14 protein-coding genes are annotated in these 16,837 nt (G+C 66.1%); 9 read left to right on the top strand and 5 right to left on the bottom strand.

The window, feature by feature from the left end; genetic code table 11:
- Positions 1-128: 128 nt before the first annotated feature.
- The 6 genes from AC1RU4_RS24460 to AC1RU4_RS24435 all read left to right on the top strand — a co-directional run bounded on the left by AC1RU4_RS24460 (position 129) and on the right by AC1RU4_RS24435 (position 6,603).
- Positions 129-932, top strand: a complete 804-nt coding sequence (locus tag AC1RU4_RS24460) for a transporter substrate-binding domain-containing protein (RefSeq protein WP_492894160.1) — start codon at positions 129-131, stop codon at positions 930-932.
- A 139-nt stretch (positions 933-1,071) separates the two neighbouring features.
- Positions 1,072-2,082 (top strand): zinc-binding alcohol dehydrogenase family protein, encoded by a 1,011-nt coding sequence (locus AC1RU4_RS24455; protein WP_492894158.1) that lies wholly within the window; start codon positions 1,072-1,074, stop codon positions 2,080-2,082.
- Positions 2,083-2,086: 4 nt separating this feature from the next.
- A complete protein-coding gene (locus AC1RU4_RS24450; RefSeq protein ID WP_492894156.1) occupies positions 2,087-3,610 on the top strand; it encodes a UxaA family hydrolase in 1,524 nt (507 codons plus the stop codon).
- A gap of 83 nt (positions 3,611-3,693) precedes the next feature.
- A complete protein-coding gene (locus AC1RU4_RS24445; protein WP_492894154.1) occupies positions 3,694-3,915 on the top strand; it encodes an alkylphosphonate utilization protein in 222 nt (73 codons plus the stop codon).
- 92 nt (positions 3,916-4,007) lie between these two features.
- Positions 4,008-4,709 (top strand): hypothetical protein, encoded by a 702-nt coding sequence (locus AC1RU4_RS24440; protein WP_492894152.1) that lies wholly within the window; start codon positions 4,008-4,010, stop codon positions 4,707-4,709.
- Positions 4,710-4,944: 235 nt separating this feature from the next.
- Complete coding sequence (locus tag AC1RU4_RS24435; RefSeq protein WP_492894150.1) at positions 4,945-6,603, top strand: Na/Pi cotransporter family protein; 1,659 nt, start codon at positions 4,945-4,947, stop codon at positions 6,601-6,603.
- On the opposite strand, the gene AC1RU4_RS24430 is transcribed toward AC1RU4_RS24435, so the two are convergent.
- The 4 genes from AC1RU4_RS24430 to AC1RU4_RS24415 all read right to left on the bottom strand — a co-directional run bounded on the left by AC1RU4_RS24430 (position 6,587) and on the right by AC1RU4_RS24415 (position 9,560).
- The gene (locus tag AC1RU4_RS24430; RefSeq protein WP_492894148.1) at positions 6,587-6,736 is read right to left on the bottom strand and encodes a hypothetical protein; all 150 of its coding nucleotides are present in this window, start codon (positions 6,734-6,736) and stop codon (positions 6,587-6,589) included. The two genes, AC1RU4_RS24435 and AC1RU4_RS24430, sit on opposite strands and share 17 nt — an antisense overlap.
- Positions 6,737-6,825: 89 nt before the next feature.
- The gene (hydA, locus tag AC1RU4_RS24425) at positions 6,826-8,247 is read right to left on the bottom strand and encodes a dihydropyrimidinase (protein ID WP_492894146.1); all 1,422 of its coding nucleotides are present in this window, start codon (positions 8,245-8,247) and stop codon (positions 6,826-6,828) included.
- 25 nt (positions 8,248-8,272) lie between these two features.
- A complete protein-coding gene (locus AC1RU4_RS24420) occupies positions 8,273-8,689 on the bottom strand; it encodes a DUF3830 family protein (protein ID WP_492894144.1) in 417 nt (138 codons plus the stop codon).
- A 259-nt stretch (positions 8,690-8,948) separates the two neighbouring features.
- Positions 8,949-9,560: a phosphatase domain-containing protein gene (locus AC1RU4_RS24415; protein WP_492894142.1), complete on the bottom strand. Its 612-nt coding sequence runs from the start codon at positions 9,558-9,560 to the stop codon at positions 8,949-8,951.
- A 404-nt stretch (positions 9,561-9,964) separates the two neighbouring features.
- Between AC1RU4_RS24415 and AC1RU4_RS24410 the strand changes: the two genes are divergently transcribed.
- Together AC1RU4_RS24410 and AC1RU4_RS24405 are read left to right on the top strand one after the other, a co-directional pair.
- A complete protein-coding gene (locus AC1RU4_RS24410; protein WP_492894140.1) occupies positions 9,965-11,944 on the top strand; it encodes a hypothetical protein in 1,980 nt (659 codons plus the stop codon).
- On the top strand, positions 11,941-13,008 hold the full coding sequence (locus AC1RU4_RS24405; protein ID WP_492894138.1) for a hypothetical protein: 1,068 nt from the start codon (positions 11,941-11,943) through the stop codon (positions 13,006-13,008). The genes AC1RU4_RS24410 and AC1RU4_RS24405 overlap by 4 nt, the downstream gene beginning before the upstream one ends.
- Before the next feature lie 71 nt (positions 13,009-13,079).
- On the opposite strand, the gene ilvD is transcribed toward AC1RU4_RS24405, so the two are convergent.
- Complete coding sequence (gene ilvD, locus AC1RU4_RS24400) at positions 13,080-14,912, bottom strand: dihydroxy-acid dehydratase (protein WP_492894136.1); 1,833 nt, start codon at positions 14,910-14,912, stop codon at positions 13,080-13,082.
- Positions 14,913-15,188: 276 nt separating this feature from the next.
- Between ilvD and AC1RU4_RS24395 the strand changes: the two genes are divergently transcribed.
- Positions 15,189-16,592 carry an L-serine ammonia-lyase gene (locus tag AC1RU4_RS24395; protein ID WP_492894134.1) on the top strand — a complete coding sequence of 468 codons (1,404 nt, stop codon included), beginning with the start codon at positions 15,189-15,191 and terminating at the stop codon, positions 16,590-16,592.
- Positions 16,593-16,837 lie beyond the last annotated feature (245 nt).

Genomic DNA, 16,837 nt, shown 5'->3' with positions numbered 1-16,837 from the left:
CTGGGAGACCGGACCCGGCGCCATGCTCGACGCCCCCAACACCCGCGAGCTCGCCGAATTCGTCGGTAGCGGGCTGTGACCCACCACCAAAGCTTACGCCAAAGCCGAACAATCACAGGGAGAACACCATGGATCGCCGGACATTCCTGACCGCCACCGCCCTTGCCGGCCTCGCCGGCTCCTTCGCCGGGCTGGTGCGCCCCGCGAGCGCCGACACGCTCGACGAGATCAAGAAGCGCGGCAAGATCCTCGTGGCCATCGATCTCGGCTCGCCACCCTTCGGCATGGCCGACGCGCAGATGCAGCCGACCGGCTCCGACGTCGAGAGCGCCAGGCTGCTCGCCGCCGATCTCGGCGTGCCACTGGAGATCGTGCAGGTCACCAGCCCGAACCGCGTGCCCTTCCTGCTCACCGGCAAGGCCGACATCGTCATGGCCTCCTTCTCCGTCAACGAGGAGCGCAAGAAGGTCATCGACTTCTCCGACGCCTATGGCGTGATCCAGATCGTCGTCGCCGCCCCCAAGGGCGCCGCGATCAAGACCATCGACGACCTCACCGGCAAGCGCATCGGCACCACGCGCGGCTCGACCAATGACAAGGAAGCCACCAACCAGATCAAGAACGCCGAGATCGTCCGCTATGACGACGACGCGACGCTGATCACCGCGCTGGTCTCCGGTCAGGTCGACGTGATGGCCTCCTCGCCGCAGGTGATGGCCGCGGTCAATGCCCGCCGCCCGAACGACCCGTTCGAGACCAAGATCGTGCTGAAGACCAACCCCTACGCCATCGGCCTGCGCAAGGGCGACGACGCGCTGCGCGCCGCGCTCAATGCGTGGATCGCCAAGGACCTCGCCAGCGGCAAGCTGCGGGAGATCTACGCCAAATATAACGGCGTGCCGCTGCCGGTCGAACTGCCCAAGACCATGTGACGAACCGCCATGTGACGAACCGCCATGTGACGAACCACCGTGTGAACGAGCCTCCCGACTGCGGCCCGGCGACCCGGGCGACGAGCCCCCGAGCCGGGCCGCATCTTCTTCTCCAAACCTGCCCTGGAAAGCCCGCGCGATGAAAGCCCTGATCTGTGATGAACCCGGCCGCCTGTCGGTCATCAGCCGTCCCGAGCCGGTGCCGGGTCCGGGCGAGGCGTTGATCCGCATCCGCCGCGTCGGCATCTGCGGCACGGATTTCCACATCTACAAGGGCCAGCACCCGTTTCTCGAATATCCGCGCGTCATGGGCCACGAGCTCTCCGGCACGGTGGAAAGCGCCCCGGAAGGCAGCGGCCTCGCCAAGGGACAGAACGTCTATATCGTGCCGTACCTGTCCTGCGGCACCTGCCTCGCCTGCCGCAAGGGCGTGAACAATGCCTGCCAGAACATCGCCGTGCTCGGCGTGCACCGCGACGGCGGCATGGCCGAGTTCCTCTGCGTGCCGGTCGGCAATGTGGTGCCTGCCGGCTCGGCCTCGCTCGACGAGGCGGCTATGATCGAATTCCTCGCCATCGGCGCCCATGGCGTGAAGCGTGGCGGCATCACCGCGCAGGACCGCGTACTGGTGGTCGGCTCCGGACCCATCGGCATGTCGGCGATCATCTTCGCCAAGGCACGCGGCGCCCATGTCACGGTTATGGACCTGCGCGAGGACCGCATCGCCTTCACTATCAACGAGCTCGGCGCCGACCAGATGCTGATCGCCGACGCGCAGGCGGAAGAGACCGCCAGGCGCCTCACCGGCGGCGACTTCTTCGACGTCGTCATCGACGCCACCGGCAATGCGGCGGCGATGCAGCGCGGCTTCGGCTTCCTCGCCCATGCCGGCCGCTATGTGCTGGTGAGCGTGGTGCGCACCGACATCACCTTCTCCGACCCGGAATTCCACAAGCGCGAGGCGACGCTGTTCGCCAGCCGCAACGCCCAGGCCGACGATTTCGCCGAGGTGGTACGGCAGATGGAGGCCGGCAAGGTGCCGACCCGCGCGCTCAACACTCATCGCGGCCCGCTATCCGACGGCCCGGCGCTGTTCGATGCCTGGCTGAAGCCGGAAGCCGGCGTCATCAAGGCAATCCTGGAAGTCTGAGCCGATGGCCGCTGCGCGAATCCTGCGTCTGCACGACGCCGACAACGTCATCATCGCGGTCGACAGGCTCGTCGCGGGCGCCGAACTGCCCGACGGCGTGACGGCCGGCCGGCAGGTCCCCAAAGGGCACAAGGTGGCGGCGCGAGCGATCTCCAAGGGAGAGGCGATCCGCAAGTTCGGGCAGATCATCGGCTTTGCCGGCACCGACATCCCCGCCGGCGAATGGGTGCACGAACATAACGTCGTGCTGCACGACTTCGCCCGCGACTACGCCTTTGCTACCGAAGCGACGCCCGATTCCGGCCTGCTGCCCGGCGAGGCGCCCGCAACCTTCGAGGGCTTCCGCCGCGCCGACGGGCGGGTCGGCACCCGCAACTATATCGGCATACTCTCCTCGGTGAATTGCTCGGCGACGGTGGCGGACTTCATCGCCGACGCCGTGACCCGCTCCGGCATCCTTGCCGACTATCCCAATATCGACGGCGTGGTCGCCTTCACCCACGGTACCGGCTGCGGCATGGCGTCGAAGGGCGAGGAGTTCGACATTCTCGCCCGCACCCAGTGGGGCTATGCCAGCCACCCGAACTTCGCTTCGGTGCTGGTGGTCGGGCTGGGTTGCGAGGTGTTCCAGATCCCACGGATGATGAAGGAATACGGCATCGTCGAGGGACCGCATTTCCAGAGCTTGACCATCCAGGAGAGCGGCGGCACCCGCAAGTCGATCGAGGCCGGCGTCGCCAAGGTCAGGGACATGCTCGACCATGCCAACGCGGCCAGCCGAGAGACGGTGCCGGCGTCCGAGCTGACGCTGGCGCTGCAATGCGGTGGCTCGGACGGTTATTCCGGCCTCACCGCCAATCCGGCGCTGGGGGCGGCGGTGGACCTTCTGGTGCGCCATGGCGGCACGGCCATCCTCTCCGAGACGCCGGAGATCTTCGGCGCCGAGCACCTGCTCACCCGCCGCGCCGAAAGCGAGGAGGTCGGGCGCAAGATCGTCGACCTCATCGACTGGTGGACGGAATATGCCGCCCGCACCGGCGGCGAGCTCAACAACAACCCCTCCCCCGGCAACAAGGCCGGCGGGTTGACCACCATCCTGGAGAAGTCGCTCGGCGCCGTCGCCAAGGGCGGCACCTCGACGCTGCGCGGCGTCTACCGCTATGCCGAGCGGATCGACCGCAAGGGCTTCGTCTATATGGACACGCCCGGCTACGACCCGGTGGCGGCGACCGGTCAGGTAGCCGGTGGAGCCAACATGCTGTGCTTCACCACCGGGCGCGGCTCGGCCTATGGCTGCAAGCCCACCCCCTCGGTGAAGCTCGCCACCAATTCCGACCTCTTCGCCCGGATGGAAGAGGACATGGACATCAATTGCGGCGACATCATCGACGGCGTCTCCATCGAGGAGAAGGGCCGCGAGATCTTCCAGGTGGTGCTCGACATCGCCTCCGGCCGACGTTCCAAGTCCGAGCTGCTCGGCTATGGCCGCAACGAATTCGTCCCCTGGCAGCTCGGCGCGGTGATGTAGCGTCCTGCCGCCGGCCTCATCATACAGTCACACCATTCGCCGCTGGGACATCCCGGCGGTTTTTGCATCGAAGGGAGAGCGTCGTGAGCGACGGCGTCGTGAAGGACAGCAACGGCACCGTGTTGAGCGACGGCGATTCGGTGACGCGGATCAAGGACCTGAAGGTCAAGGGCACCTCCGAGACCATCAAGCGCGGCACGCTGGTGAAGAATATCCGGCTCACCGGCAAGGCCGACGAGATCAAATGCAACACCAGGCAGGTAAAGGGTCTGGTGCTGAGGACCGAGTTCCTCAAGAAGGCCTGACCGGACCCTCTGGAAACGCCCACGCCGACAGCGTTTACCGGACCGTGCGGCACCGTTAGGCTTGACTGCCGACCCCACCGAGCCCGTTCCATATGCGCCGCCTCCCGTCGATGACCCGCCTCGCCCTCGCCTGTTGCCTTGCCGTGTCGACCCTAGGCAGCGCGTGGGCGTTGGAAGCTGACCGCACCGTCTGGCCGGACAGCTATGTTTCGCGGCTGCAGGCACTGGCGCTGATCCAGTCGCTCAATGCCGAATTGCTGGCCAATCCGAGCGCCACGCTGACGCTCGACCGCTGGTGCGCCGCCCATGATTTGGCCCCGGCCGGCAGCAAGATCGTCGCCGACCGGGTGCGCGGCGCCGACAAGCCGGCGGATGCGGACATACGCACCCTGCTCGGCGTCGGACTGGACGAACCGGTCGCCTATCGCCGGGTGCGGCTGCGCTGCGGGGAACGCGTGCTGTCGGAGGCGGACAACTGGTATGTCCCGGCGCTGCTCACCGCTGAGATGAACCGCGAGTTGGAAACCGCCGACACCTCCTTCGGCCGCGTGGTGCGTCCGCTCGGCTTCACGCGCACCACCCTTGCCGCGCGCACCCTCTGGCAGCCTCTGCCGGAGGGCTGGGAGATGCAGAACCCGCCGGCCACCTCGCCAGCGGCCGCACCGCTGGCTATCCCGCCCTTCGTGCTGGAGCATCGGGCGGTACTGAAGCGGGCGGACGGCAAGCCGTTCAGCGCCCTCGTCGAAACCTATGCCGGCGACGTGCTGGCTTTCCCGCCGCCACCCGCCCCCTGAGGAACTGGCCTTTCGTTCCCGGACCACAGGCGGAGCCTGGCCGCGCCGCGCGAAGGATCATTGAACGGCGCCCCGTCGCGATTGGCAGGCTGGTTGCAGGCGATCAGGAAGGTGGGCCGCCGCACGTCGCCTCGCAGCTTGCGAAGGTCGGCAAACGGGTATCACCTCGTGGCCTATCTCTCGTGCCGCGCCTTCCTCCGTGCTGCCGTCGTCATGTGCCGAAAGTCGCCCGCTCATGAGCTTTCCCGTCACCCTCGTCGACCTTGCCGGCTTCATTGCGCTGCTGCTCTGGGGCACGCATATGGTGCAGACCGGCGTGCAGCGCGCCTTCGGCTCGCGGCTGAAGTCGATCCTCAATCGTGCGCTCAGCGACCGGTTCCGTGCCTTCATCGCCGGGCTCGGCGTCACCACCCTGCTGCAGAGCAGCACCGCGACCGGCCTGATGGTGACCGGCTTCGCGGCCGGGGGCCTCGTTGACCTCGTGCCGGCGCTGGCGGTGATGCTCGGCGCCAATGTCGGCACCACCCTCATCGTCCAGCTTCTGTCGTTCGACATCGCCGTGGTCGCGCCGGCGTTCATCCTTGTCGGCGTGCTGATGTTCCGACGCGAAACCAGCTCGCCCGGGCATGATTTCGGTCGGGTGCTCATCGGCCTCGGCCTGATGCTGCTGGCCCTGCACGAATTGCTCGACCTCCTGACCGATTTCGAGGACGCGCCGAGCCTGCGCATCCTGCTCGGCGCCATCGCCACCACGCCGATCCTGGACGTCATTGTCGCGGCCGGCCTGACCTGGGCGGTGCATTCCAGCGTCGCGGTGGTGCTGCTCATCATGTCGCTCGCCGCCCACGGCATCGTACCGCCGGTCGCCGCCTTCGCGCTGGTCCTCGGCGCCAATCTCGGCACCGCGATCAACCCGCTGCTGGAAGGCCCGGTCGGCAACAACCCCGCCGCCAAGCGAGTTCCGTTCGGCAATCTCCTCACCCGCATCGCCGGCATCGCGCTTGTGCTCGCCGCCCTTCAGCCGATCAGCCGATTCATGGTGACCCTGCAGCCGGACGAAACCCGTCTGGTCGCGGATTTCCACACCCTGTTCAACATCGTGCTCGCCGTGCTTTTCCTGCCGCTGCTCAGCCCGATGTCGCGCCTGCTTACCTGGTTGTTCCCGGACAAGCAGGCCGCCGCCGATCCCTCCCAACCGATCTATCTCGACCCCTCGGCCAGGGAGACGCCCATCGTGGCGCTGGGCGGGGCCGCGCGTGAGACGCTCCGTCTCGCCGACGTGCTGGAAGCGATGCTGGCGGGTGCCCGCGACGGGTTGGCGAAGCAGGACCGCCGCCTGATCGTCGAGACCCGCCGCCGCGACGACGTGCTCGACCGGCTGAACATCGCCATCAAGTCCTATCTCACCTCGATCGACCCGGACGAACTCGGCGAGCACGACCATCGCCGGCTGAGCGAAATCCTTGCCTTCTCGATGAACCTCGAACAGGCCGGCGACGTGGTCGATCGCTATCTCCTGCCGCATGTCTCCAAGGGCCTGAAGCGCGGCCTCGTCTTTGCCGAGGGCGGCGGCGAGGAGCTGACCACGCTGATGAACCGCCTGATCGTCAATCTGCGCACCGCCGCCTCCCTGTTCATGACCGACGACCCGCGCGCCGCCCGTCTGCTGGCGGACGAGAAGGTGGCGTTCCGCGAAGCGGAGGCCGAGGCGACCAAGCGGCATTTCGAGCGGCTGCGCAGCGGCGTGCTCGCCACCGCACAGGCGAGTGCGCTGCATCTCGACCTTCTGCGCGACATGAAGCTGATCAACAGCCACATCGTCGCCGCAGCCGCCTATCCTGTGCTGGAGCGCAGCGGCGAATTGCTGCCGAGCCGCCTTACCGCCGCCGATTGATGCGCACGATCTCAGCTCGCCGGCGCTCCGGCAGCGCCAACGAGTCCCGAACCGATCCGCTGGGCACGGCGCGGGCGAGAACGGCATCGATCACCTTCGCCGCCGTCTCGTCGAGCGCCCAGCCGTCGATCATAGGCGCCGCCCGTAGCCCGCCAGACGGCCGCAAGCAGCCGGCCGGGGATCGTCACTTTCCTGGCCCCGCTCGATTTGGGGCGCCGCTCATCAGGCTCCGGCGGGTCGGGCATAGGGCGATCGCTCGCGCGGCAGGAAGGTGCCATCACCCATGGCACCGAGCACGACACCCTCCTTCATCGCGACGCGGCCGCGCAGCAGCGTCATCACCGGCCAGCCGGCGACCTCCAGCCCTTCATAGGGCGTATAGTCGGCACCGTGATGCAGGATTTCCTGTCGGATCGTCTCGCGGCGCGACGGGTCCCACAGCACGATATCGGCGTCGAAACCGGGCGCGATCGACCCCTTCTTCGGATAGAGCCCATACATCTTCGCATGGTTGGTCGACGTGAGCGCCACGAACTCGTTGAGGCTGATGCGTCCCTCCACCACGCCCTTCTGGAACAGGATCGGCAGCCGGGTCTCGATGCCGGGAATGCCGTTCGGCACCCAGCGGAACGAGGTGCGCCCCTTGGGCGACAGCTTGCCGCGCGGGTCGTCATAGCGGAACGGGCAATGGTCGGAGGAGAAGGTCTGGAACACCCCGGTGCGGATGCCCTCCCAGATCGCCTCCCAGTTCGCTTCGTCACGGGGCGGCGGCGAGCAGACATATTTGCCGCCGGTCTCGTCCATGTTGAGGCCCTTCATGTCCTCGGCGGTCAGCGCGACATATTGCGGGCAGGTCTCGGCATAGACCTTGAGCCCCTTCTGCTGCGCCCAGCGGATCTGCTCCATCGGCTCGCGGCCGGAGACATGCACGATCATGATCGGCACGTCGGTCAGCTCGGCATGGCTGATCGCGCGGTGCGTCGCCTCGCGCTCCACGACCTGCGGGCGCGAGACGGCGTGATAATAGGGCGCCGTCCGTCCGGCCCGCTCCAGCCGCTCGGTCATGAAGCGGATGGCATCGTAGCCCTCGCAATGCACCATCACCAAGGCGCCGCAGCCGCGCGCGCAGTCGAACACGTCCAGCAGCTGGCGATCGTTCAGCACCAGATCGTCATAGGTCATGAACACCTTGAACGACGTGTAGCCGTCATCCACCAGCGCCGGCAGTTCCTGCCCCAGCACCGATGGCGACGGGTCGGAGACGATGAGGTGGAACCCATAGTCGCAATAGGCACGACCTTCGGCGAGCGTGTGGTAGTCCTGCACGCTCTGCCGCAGGCTGGCTCCGCGCGGCTGCAATGCGAAGGGCAGTACCGTGGTGTTGCCGCCGGCGATCGCCGAGCGCGTGCCGGTCTCGAAATCGTCGGCCATCACCGCCTCGCCGGAGGGCTGGGCGAGATGGACATGGCTGTCGATGCCGCCCGGCATCACCAGGAGGCCCGCGGCGTCGATGCTCGCGGCACCGCCCGTCAGGGCTTCGGCCACCGCGACGATCCGGCCGCCCCGTATCCCGACATCGGCGCGCACGGTGTCGGATGCCGTGACGACAATGCCGCCGCGAATGACGAGGTCGAAAGGATCCATTGTGCTGCTTTCCGGGCGGATGCGATCAGGCGAGGGCGAATTCGATCGGCTGGGCCCCGTCCCACAGCGTGCGCTTGCCGAGCCGCTCGAGCTCGTCGAGCCCCGAGGTGATGGTGATGAAATGATTGCCGGCGAGTTGCCCGACCTTGGAGGCGAAGCGCACGCCGCCATAGGCGACGAGGATCTCGGTTTCGCTGATGCCGCCGGGATAGAGGATGATTTGGCCCGGCGCCGGATAGCTGGTGTGATTCTCGTAGCCGAGGCCGAAATCGAAATCGCCGAGCGGGATCCACATGCCCTCTCCGCTCCAGCGCACATGCACGACCCGCTCGCGATAAGGCAGCAACGAACGGAACGCCGCCACGGTCTTCGGGGCCTTCTCCGTCTCGAAGATCGCGTCGAAGACGACGCCGCCGGCGGTGATCTTAAGGCGTTCAGTCATGGCAACTCCAATGGCGTATCAACGCCGCGCACCGGGCGCGCGGCGACGCGCGAACATGGCCTCCAACATCGGCAAGGCGCAATGCATTCCCTCGAGAATGGGTAAATTCAATTGTGGTTGCAGACAGGGAGGCGCTCCCGGACCTCGTAGAGCGAGGGCGATGACGGCCCCGACGGCGGCGGGGGGCGGGATCGGGCACGCGCACCGCGAGAATGGTCGGCGTCAGCGACCGACTGAACCACAACGCTTCAGCCCTGCCTCACGAATCGGGGAAACCGAGCCAGGGCTCAATGCGCTCCCACGTCTCGTCCATCGCCCATGCCGGCATGAAGGGGAATGGCAAGTGTCCGTAATAGGGTGAAAGCTGCCACTCCGCCGCGTATTCATCCGCCTTGGCGATCGCGCCGAGGTAAAGCGCCGAAGCGATTCCCGAGCGATCGGCGCCGCCGCGGCAATGAACCAGGATCGGCTTGGGAGCATCGCGCATGATGGCAATAAGATCCTCGACCTGCTGCTGCGTCAGCTCCTGTGTCGCCGACAGTCGAAAATCGATATGGCGGATTCCGTGCGCTTCGCTTTGTGCGACTTCCTGCTTGTGCCATTCGGCTTCGCTGCTGCCCATCAGATTGATGATCGTGCGGATGCCGTATGCCTTCTGGTATCCCGCAATCTCGGACGCATCGAACTTTGCCGCGCGATAAAGTTCCCCTGCCACGACGGTGTGGAAATTCCCGATGAGCTGCTGGACGCCCATCCAGATTCCGCACAGCAGCAGCAGCACCGCGAAGACGCCGAGGCCCCGCTTGAGCAGCCAACGAAATCCACGCGCCTTTGGGCGCCGATCGGCTTCGTGGGCCGTCACATTTTTCACGTCGTCTCCAGACACCGGAAGACCTTCCATCAGCAAGATGCTTCCAGCTCCGAACTAAATCGAGGCGTCAGCGCTATTGAAATCGCTCCCCATCATATCGCCCGTGATCACGCCAAAGCAAACGTGGTCGCATCTCCAAGAACTTGGATGCTGCGGACTTGGATGCTGCGGATCCTCGGCGGTGCCGACAGCAGCGACCGAACGACCGCCCACCCCTCGCCCGGCGGATCGCTCGGACAGGGCTTAGCCCGGCAACCGCAAGCCGATAGCGCGCCCGAATTGCCGCGTCGTCATCGCGTCGCTTGAACCCGTGCTGCCGAGCAGGCGGGCTTGCGACTACGTATTGCTGAACTTGACGGAAGGAGACAATATGTCGCATCGTCATGTGATTTATGGAGGTCAGGGTGCCCGGCACGGCCTTCCATCTGCAAGCTCTCGATCTTGTTGTTGACGCCTTGGCCGTCGGCTCGCCGGACGACATGGCGCTGGCCAACCTGATGAAGACCCATGCCGCCCATGCGCGTCTCGGTGCGCTCGGGCCGGACCTCCTCCGCTACCGGCCGGTGCCGGCGGCGGCGCTCGACACGATCATAAATACCGACGACATCACCACGCTGCCGCCGGATGAGCAGGCGGCGCTTGCGCAGCAGGTCGTGCCGAATCCGGAAATGGCCGTGTACGGCCTCCTCTATCGGTTGCTCGTGCCGAAGCTGGACGACATCCGGGACATCTTCGATCTTTTCGAACGGCTTCAAGCGATCGTGGACGTGCAGGACCTCGACGCGTTGAAGGCGGCCAAGAACGAGCTCGACCAGCTGGAGCCAAAGATCGCGGCGCTGAAGGAACTGGTCGAACTGGCAAAGCCGCTGCAGACGGGTGGCGCATTGGCCATCATAGGCGGCATGCCCTCCATCCAGGGCGACAATCCCGGCGTCGCGCGTCTTTGGCGCGGGTTCGAATATCTCCGCTGGACCGAGACCGGAGCCTTCGCCCGCGCGCTCCTGGCCGAGGCGAATGCGCGGAACGACGATGCGCTGCGCGCCTATGCCTATGGCTGGATGATCCATATTGCCAGCGCGGTCATTGGCGAGCCCTTCGTCAATTCCATCGTCTTCGGCCCATACCGGACGCATTGGTGGCGCAACAAATTCGTGCGCAACTATGTCGATGCCTGGGTCTTTGGACGATACCGCACGCCGGCGGCGATGAACGGTGACACTCCGACCCCAGACTATGACGCCTGGGCCAATCTCTGCGGCGCGAATTTGCAGAATACCGTCCGGCTCGACCCGATCGAGGGGCCGGACGCGGCGAGCGCAGCCGCGAGCGGCGCGATGCCCGCCACGCCCGGTTTCGACACGATCGCCGCGGTGATCGCCGCTGCCGCTACCGCGACCTATGGCGGTCGGGCCGCACCGCTGCAGCCGGCGGCCTCGGTTACCGACCCGGTCGCGTTGAGGGAGGCCTATGTCGGCGCGCTGTCGGTGCTTTGGTTCATGACGGGTGACAGCCCGCTATGCCCAAAGCATCCCGGACCGCCGCCCGCCGGCCACGAAACGCCGCCCACCTGGTATACGGACGCCGGCACGACGCCGCCGCCCGCGCCGTCGCCCGGCGGTGGCGGCGGCGGCTCGGCCACGGACGCAACCGTCTCGGGTGTGCTCGCCATCATTCTCGCCGTCATCGCCATTCTGACGGGCAACATCATTGTCGGAGTCGGCGCCTTGGTCGCGGGGATCGCCGCGCTGATCAACGCTGCCGAGGCCGGCGATCCGGTCGACTGGTCGGAGCTCGCCGGCCATATCTACTGGCTGCGGATGCTGCTTTTCGACACCGTCACCGCCCTGCGCAAGAGCCTCGTGACTTCCGGCGTCTTCTATCCGCTTGGTGGCGAACTGGGCAGCCCTCCGGTCGACGACAACCAACCCTGGATGCCCGCGACAGATCAGACGATGCCCACCGGCGTTCCGCTCACCCGCAACGGTCGCAACGAGAGCTACCCGCTTCGTGTCGACGCGCAAGTCGATGCGCAGACCGGCACGCCAATCCGGCCCGATCTCGGCTACCTGCGGCACCCACAGGCCATGACCGAGATGCCGTCGACGCTCGTGGCCTTCGACTTCGGCATCTATGCCGACCGCATCGTTGACGGGCTCGGTCTCCTCGGTGGCGGCATGCTGAATCCGGGCGTCTTTCCCACGAGAGGCGCAAATTTCGGCGGTGTCGTCGCCAATGCGTTGGAGATCCTGCGTACCGGAGCGGCGGGGCTACCCGAATTCAATCTCGACGGCGATCGCGGCTATGGCTGGAAATGCTGGCGCCCGCGGCGCGGTACCAAGCTCAACGACCCGGCGCAGCCGGTCGACGTGGTGGAGGATCCATGATGAAGGGGGGCCAGGAAGACGAGGCCGCCGTCGACTTTGTGCTGCCTCTTCGCAATCATCCCCGACGCTATGACCCGCGGTTGCAGAACCGCGACGGCAAACCCGTATATACGCCGTACATCCTGCTCAACCATGACGATCCGATCGCGCCGACCGGGGTGTTCTGGCTGTCGCCGGATATCTGGGTGATGAGTTCGCTGGGCAAGAACCTGCCGGTCGAGGGCGAGGCCAACCAGATCTTTGCGCGGGTGCACAATCGCGGGCTGATGGACGCAGCGAATGTCAACGTCACCTTCTACTGGGCCGATCCGAGCGCGGCGATTACCGACAACACGGTCTATCCGGTCGGCGGGTCGAAGGCCGCGGCGACGGCGCAGGGCGTCTTCATCCGCGGCGCGCTGCAGCCGGGGGGCGACAGCGTGACGACCGTGGCCTGTCCGTCGCCCTGGTTCCCCGCGCACCTCGCTCATGAATGCCTGGTGGTGAAGGCCTGGTGCCCGGGACGCGATCCCAATGCGCCGCCCTGGGAGCCGGTGCTCGATCCAGCCTATGACCGGCATTCGGCGCAGCACAATGTCACCGTGAAGCTGCTGCCGCCCGGGCAGAGCTTCATGATTCCGGTTTCCGTCGCCAATGTCAGCGGCTTCACCCAGCTCGTGCGCGTGGAGGTGACGCTTTGGTCCTTCGAGCAGGTCGCGGAACGGTTGAAGCGGCTGGGGGTGCCGCTGAAGGACGGACTGATCAAGAGCGAACGACGGCTGCCGATGGAGGCCGCCTTCAGCGAGAAGCGTAGCCTCGTGCACGAGGGTGATGCGGGCTTCGCGCGGAGGCTGTTGGCGGAAGACGCCGCGCCGCGGGCCGCATCTCGCAAGGCCGGTCGCGCGGTGCTGCTGATCGAGCTGCGCCGCGAGTTCGGGCCGTGGGAGCGGCGGGTCGTGGATCTCAGCGGCCTGATTCCCCGCGACGCCCGTCCAGGCGAAGCCTACGGCTTCTCGCTCACCCAGTTTCTTGGCGAGATCGAAACCGGAGGCTATTCCGGCCTGATCGTTGTCACGAACCGGTAAAGGTCCGGTCCGCCTCCTGCTGTCGGGCCCGCCCCCGCCGGGAACACCAAGCGGGAATACGTGCCCTTCCATCACGGCAACTGTCGAACCGCGCCCTTGGCGGCGCTGGTGGCCAGTGCGGCATAGGCCTTGAGAGCGGTCGAGACATTGCGTTTGCGCGGCGCGGCGGGTTTCCATCCCTTCGCATCCTGTTCCTCGCGGCGGGCCGCGAGCTCGGCGTCATGGACGGCGAGGTGGATTCGCCGGTTCGGAATGTCGATCTCGATGGTGTCGCCCTCCCGCACCAGCCCGATCGTGCCACCCTCGGCCGCCTCCGGCGAGACATGTCCGATGGACAGGCCCGAAGAACCTCCCGAAAAGCGACCGTCGGTGACAAGGGCGCATAGCTTTCCGAGCCCCTTCGACTTGAGGTAGCTGGTTGGGTAGAGCATCTCCTGCATGCCCGGTCCACCACGCGGACCCTCGTAGCGAATGAGCACGATCTGTCCCGCCGTCACCCGATTGCCAAGGATGGCGGAGACGGCATCGTCCTGGCTTTCAAACACGGCGGCGGTGCCGGTGAATTTAAGGATGCTGTCGTCAACGCCAGCCGTCTTCACGATGCAGCCGTCCTCGGCAAGGTTGCCATAGAGCACGGCGAGGCCGCCATCCCTGGAGAAGGCATGCGCGGCTGCGCGGATCACCCCGTTCTCACGATCTGTATCGACGTCATCGTAGCGCGCCGACTGGCTGAAGGCGACCTGAGTGGGAATGCCACCAGGCCCGGCGCGGAAAAACGCGTGCACCGCCTCGCTGGAGGTGCGCTTTACGTCCCAATGATCGAGCGCGGCCTTGAGGCTCGGCGCATGTACCGAGCCGACGGAGGTATCGAGGAGCCCGGCGCGATCGAGCTCGCCGAGGATGCCCATGATGCCGCCAGCGCGGTGGACGTCTTCCATGTGCACGTCCGAGATGGCTGGAGCAACCTTGCACAGGACTGGCACGCGGCGCGAGAGACGGTCGATATCGGCCATGGTAAAGGGCACGTCGCCCTCATGCGCGGCGGCCAACAGATGCAGCACCGTGTTGGTCGAGCCGCCCATGGCGATGTCGAGCGTCATCGCGTTCTCGAAAGCCGAGAAGGTGGCGATGGAGCGCGGCAGCACGCCGGCATCCTCTTCCTCGTAATAGCGGCGGGCGAGATCGACAATGAGATGTCCTGCCTCGACGAAGAGTCGCTTGCGATCGGCATGGGTCGCCAGCGTCGAGCCGTTGCCGGGCAAGGAAAGGCCGAGTGCCTCGGTGAGACAGTTCATCGAGTTGGCGGTGAACATGCCCGAGCACGAGCCGCAGGTCGGACAGGCCGAGCGCTCTATCGCCCTGACGTCCTCGTCCGCCACGCGATCGTCGGCCGCGGCAACCATCGCGTCGACGAGGTCGAGAGCCTTGGTCTTGCCGCCGAGCACCACCTTGCCGGCCTCCATCGGGCCGCCCGAAACGAACACGGTCGGGATGTTGAGGCGGAGCGACGCCATCAACATGCCGGGCGTGATCTTGTCGCAGTTGGAGATGCACACCATGGCGTCGGCGCAATGTGCGTTGACCATGTACTCCACGCTGTCGGCGATGAGCTCGCGCGAGGGCAGCGAATAGAGCATGCCGTCATGACCCATGGCGATGCCGTCATCCACCGCGATGGTGTTGAATTCCTTGGCTACACCGCCTGCCGCCTCGATCTCGCGCGCCACCAGCTGACCGAGGTCCTTCAGGTGCACATGGCCTGGGACGAACTGGGTGAAGGAGTTCACCACCGCGATGATCGGCTTGCCGAAATCATCGTCCTTCATTCCGGTGGCGCGCCAAAGGCCGCGCGCACCAGCCATGTTGCGGCCATGGGTCGTGGTCCGAGAGCGATAAGCCGGCATGGAACTCCTCCATAAATGCGTGCCGCGCTTATGCGCTTCGCGCCAATTCGGTGCAACAATTTCGCTCCTGAGAGACCAAGGTCAGCCGCATCGGGAAAGGTTGGGGGAGCGGCTGCCGGCCGACTTGCGCAGATCGTGCGGGCAGGCCAGTTCCTGCCTCAGGACAAGGCCTGTCGGTGACATGCTGGAGCTCACCAAGCTGTTCGTTCAATTCTGTGTATGAAGTACTCTCCCATGGCCGCCGCAGCTGGCCGCCAGGTAGTGGCGAGAAACATCATGTTCCTGTCCGTCTTCGAGCTCTTCAAGATCGGCATCGGACCGTCCAGCTCCCATACGATGGGGCCGATGACCGCCGCGGCGCGCTTTCTGGAAGATGTGAAGGGGGGAGCATGGCGACGGACGGCGGACGACAGCGTCACCCGCATCGGCGCCCGCCTGTACGGGTCGCTGGCCCATACCGGCATCGGGCATGGATCCGATCGCGCGGTGATCCTCGGCTTCGCCGGAGAGACGCCAGAGACCGTGAACCCCGATGAAGTCGACGCCATCGTCCGTGCCGTCTCGACGTTGCACACCGTGCGGCCACCCGGCCATCCGGCGTATTCTTTCGACCCGGTGACGGATCTCGTCCTGGACAAGACGACGCCGCTGCCCGGCCATGCGAACGGCATGAGCTTCCAAGGCTATGACGACGCGGGACGCCTGCTGGTCGAGCGCGTTTATTATTCGGTCGGTGGCGGGTTTGTTGTCTCCGCGGAGGAGTTGCAATTCGCCAGGTCGAACCGGGCTCCCGCCGTGGACCAGCGAACGGTGCCTTATCCCTTCCGGACGGCCGTCGAAATGCTGTCCATGGCGTCGGAAAGCGGGCTGTCGATTGCCCAGCTCAAACGGGCAAATGAAGAGGCGTGGATGTCACGCGCCGAGCTCGACGAAGGGCTGGATGCCATCTGGAATGCCATGAGAGGCTGCATCGAGCGTGGCCTCGCGCAGGACGGCATCATGCCGGGCGGCCTGAAGGTCAAGCGCCGCGCTCGTACCTTGCATGACAGACTGGTCGATGACTGGCGGAACAACCGATCCAATCCGTTGCTGGCCAACGACTGGCTGTCGATCTACGCCATGGCGGTGAACGAGGAGAATGCCGCCGGTGGCCGCGTCGTCACGGCCCCGACGAACGGCGCGGCCGGCGTGGTGCCCGCCGTCCTACGGTACTGGCTGCATTTCCATGCCGAAGCCGATCAAAGAAGCATCCGGGATTTTCTCATGACGGCAGCCGCGATCGGCGGAATCATCAAAGCCAACGCTTCGATCTCGGGCGCGGAAGTCGGATGCCAGGGCGAGGTGGGGGCCGCATCCGCGATGGCCGCTGCGGGGCTGGCGGCCGTATTGGGGGGCTCTCCCGAGCAGGTTGAGAACGCAGCCGAGATCGCGCTCGAGCATCATCTTGGAATGACCTGCGACCCGATCGGCGGCCTCGTGCAGGTACCTTGCATCGAGCGCAACGCGCTCGGCGCGGTGAAGGCCGTCACGGCCGCCTCGCTGGCGATCAAGGGCGACGGCACGCATTTCGTTCCGCTCGACGTCGCCATCGAGACGATGCGGCAAACCGGCATGGACATGAGCGAGAAGTACAAGGAGACCAGTCTCGGCGGCCTCGCCGTCAACGTCGTCGAATGTTGATACGGCCGCGATTTACGGCCCGACGCGGATCGAGGGTTGCTTCTGCTTCCAGGCTCGAAGGTCGGAAAACGATCTGTCGCCCTGAATGCCCCTGCCCTCACCTGTCTCGGCGAGCTTCCCCGACTCGGCCGGTTCGTGATTGCTGGCGCATCCGCAGGTACAGTCGGCGAGAAAACACGGCCGGATCTCAAGAAGGCGTGGGCGAGCGTATCGAAGCACGCAGGTCTCGAAGGCGTCCGGCTTCA

The organism is Ancylobacter sp. GW821-FHT10E12, from assembly GCF_058809335.1.
Note: the sequence above shows the minus strand (reverse complement) of the source record. Positions and strands in the feature narration are given on the sequence as shown.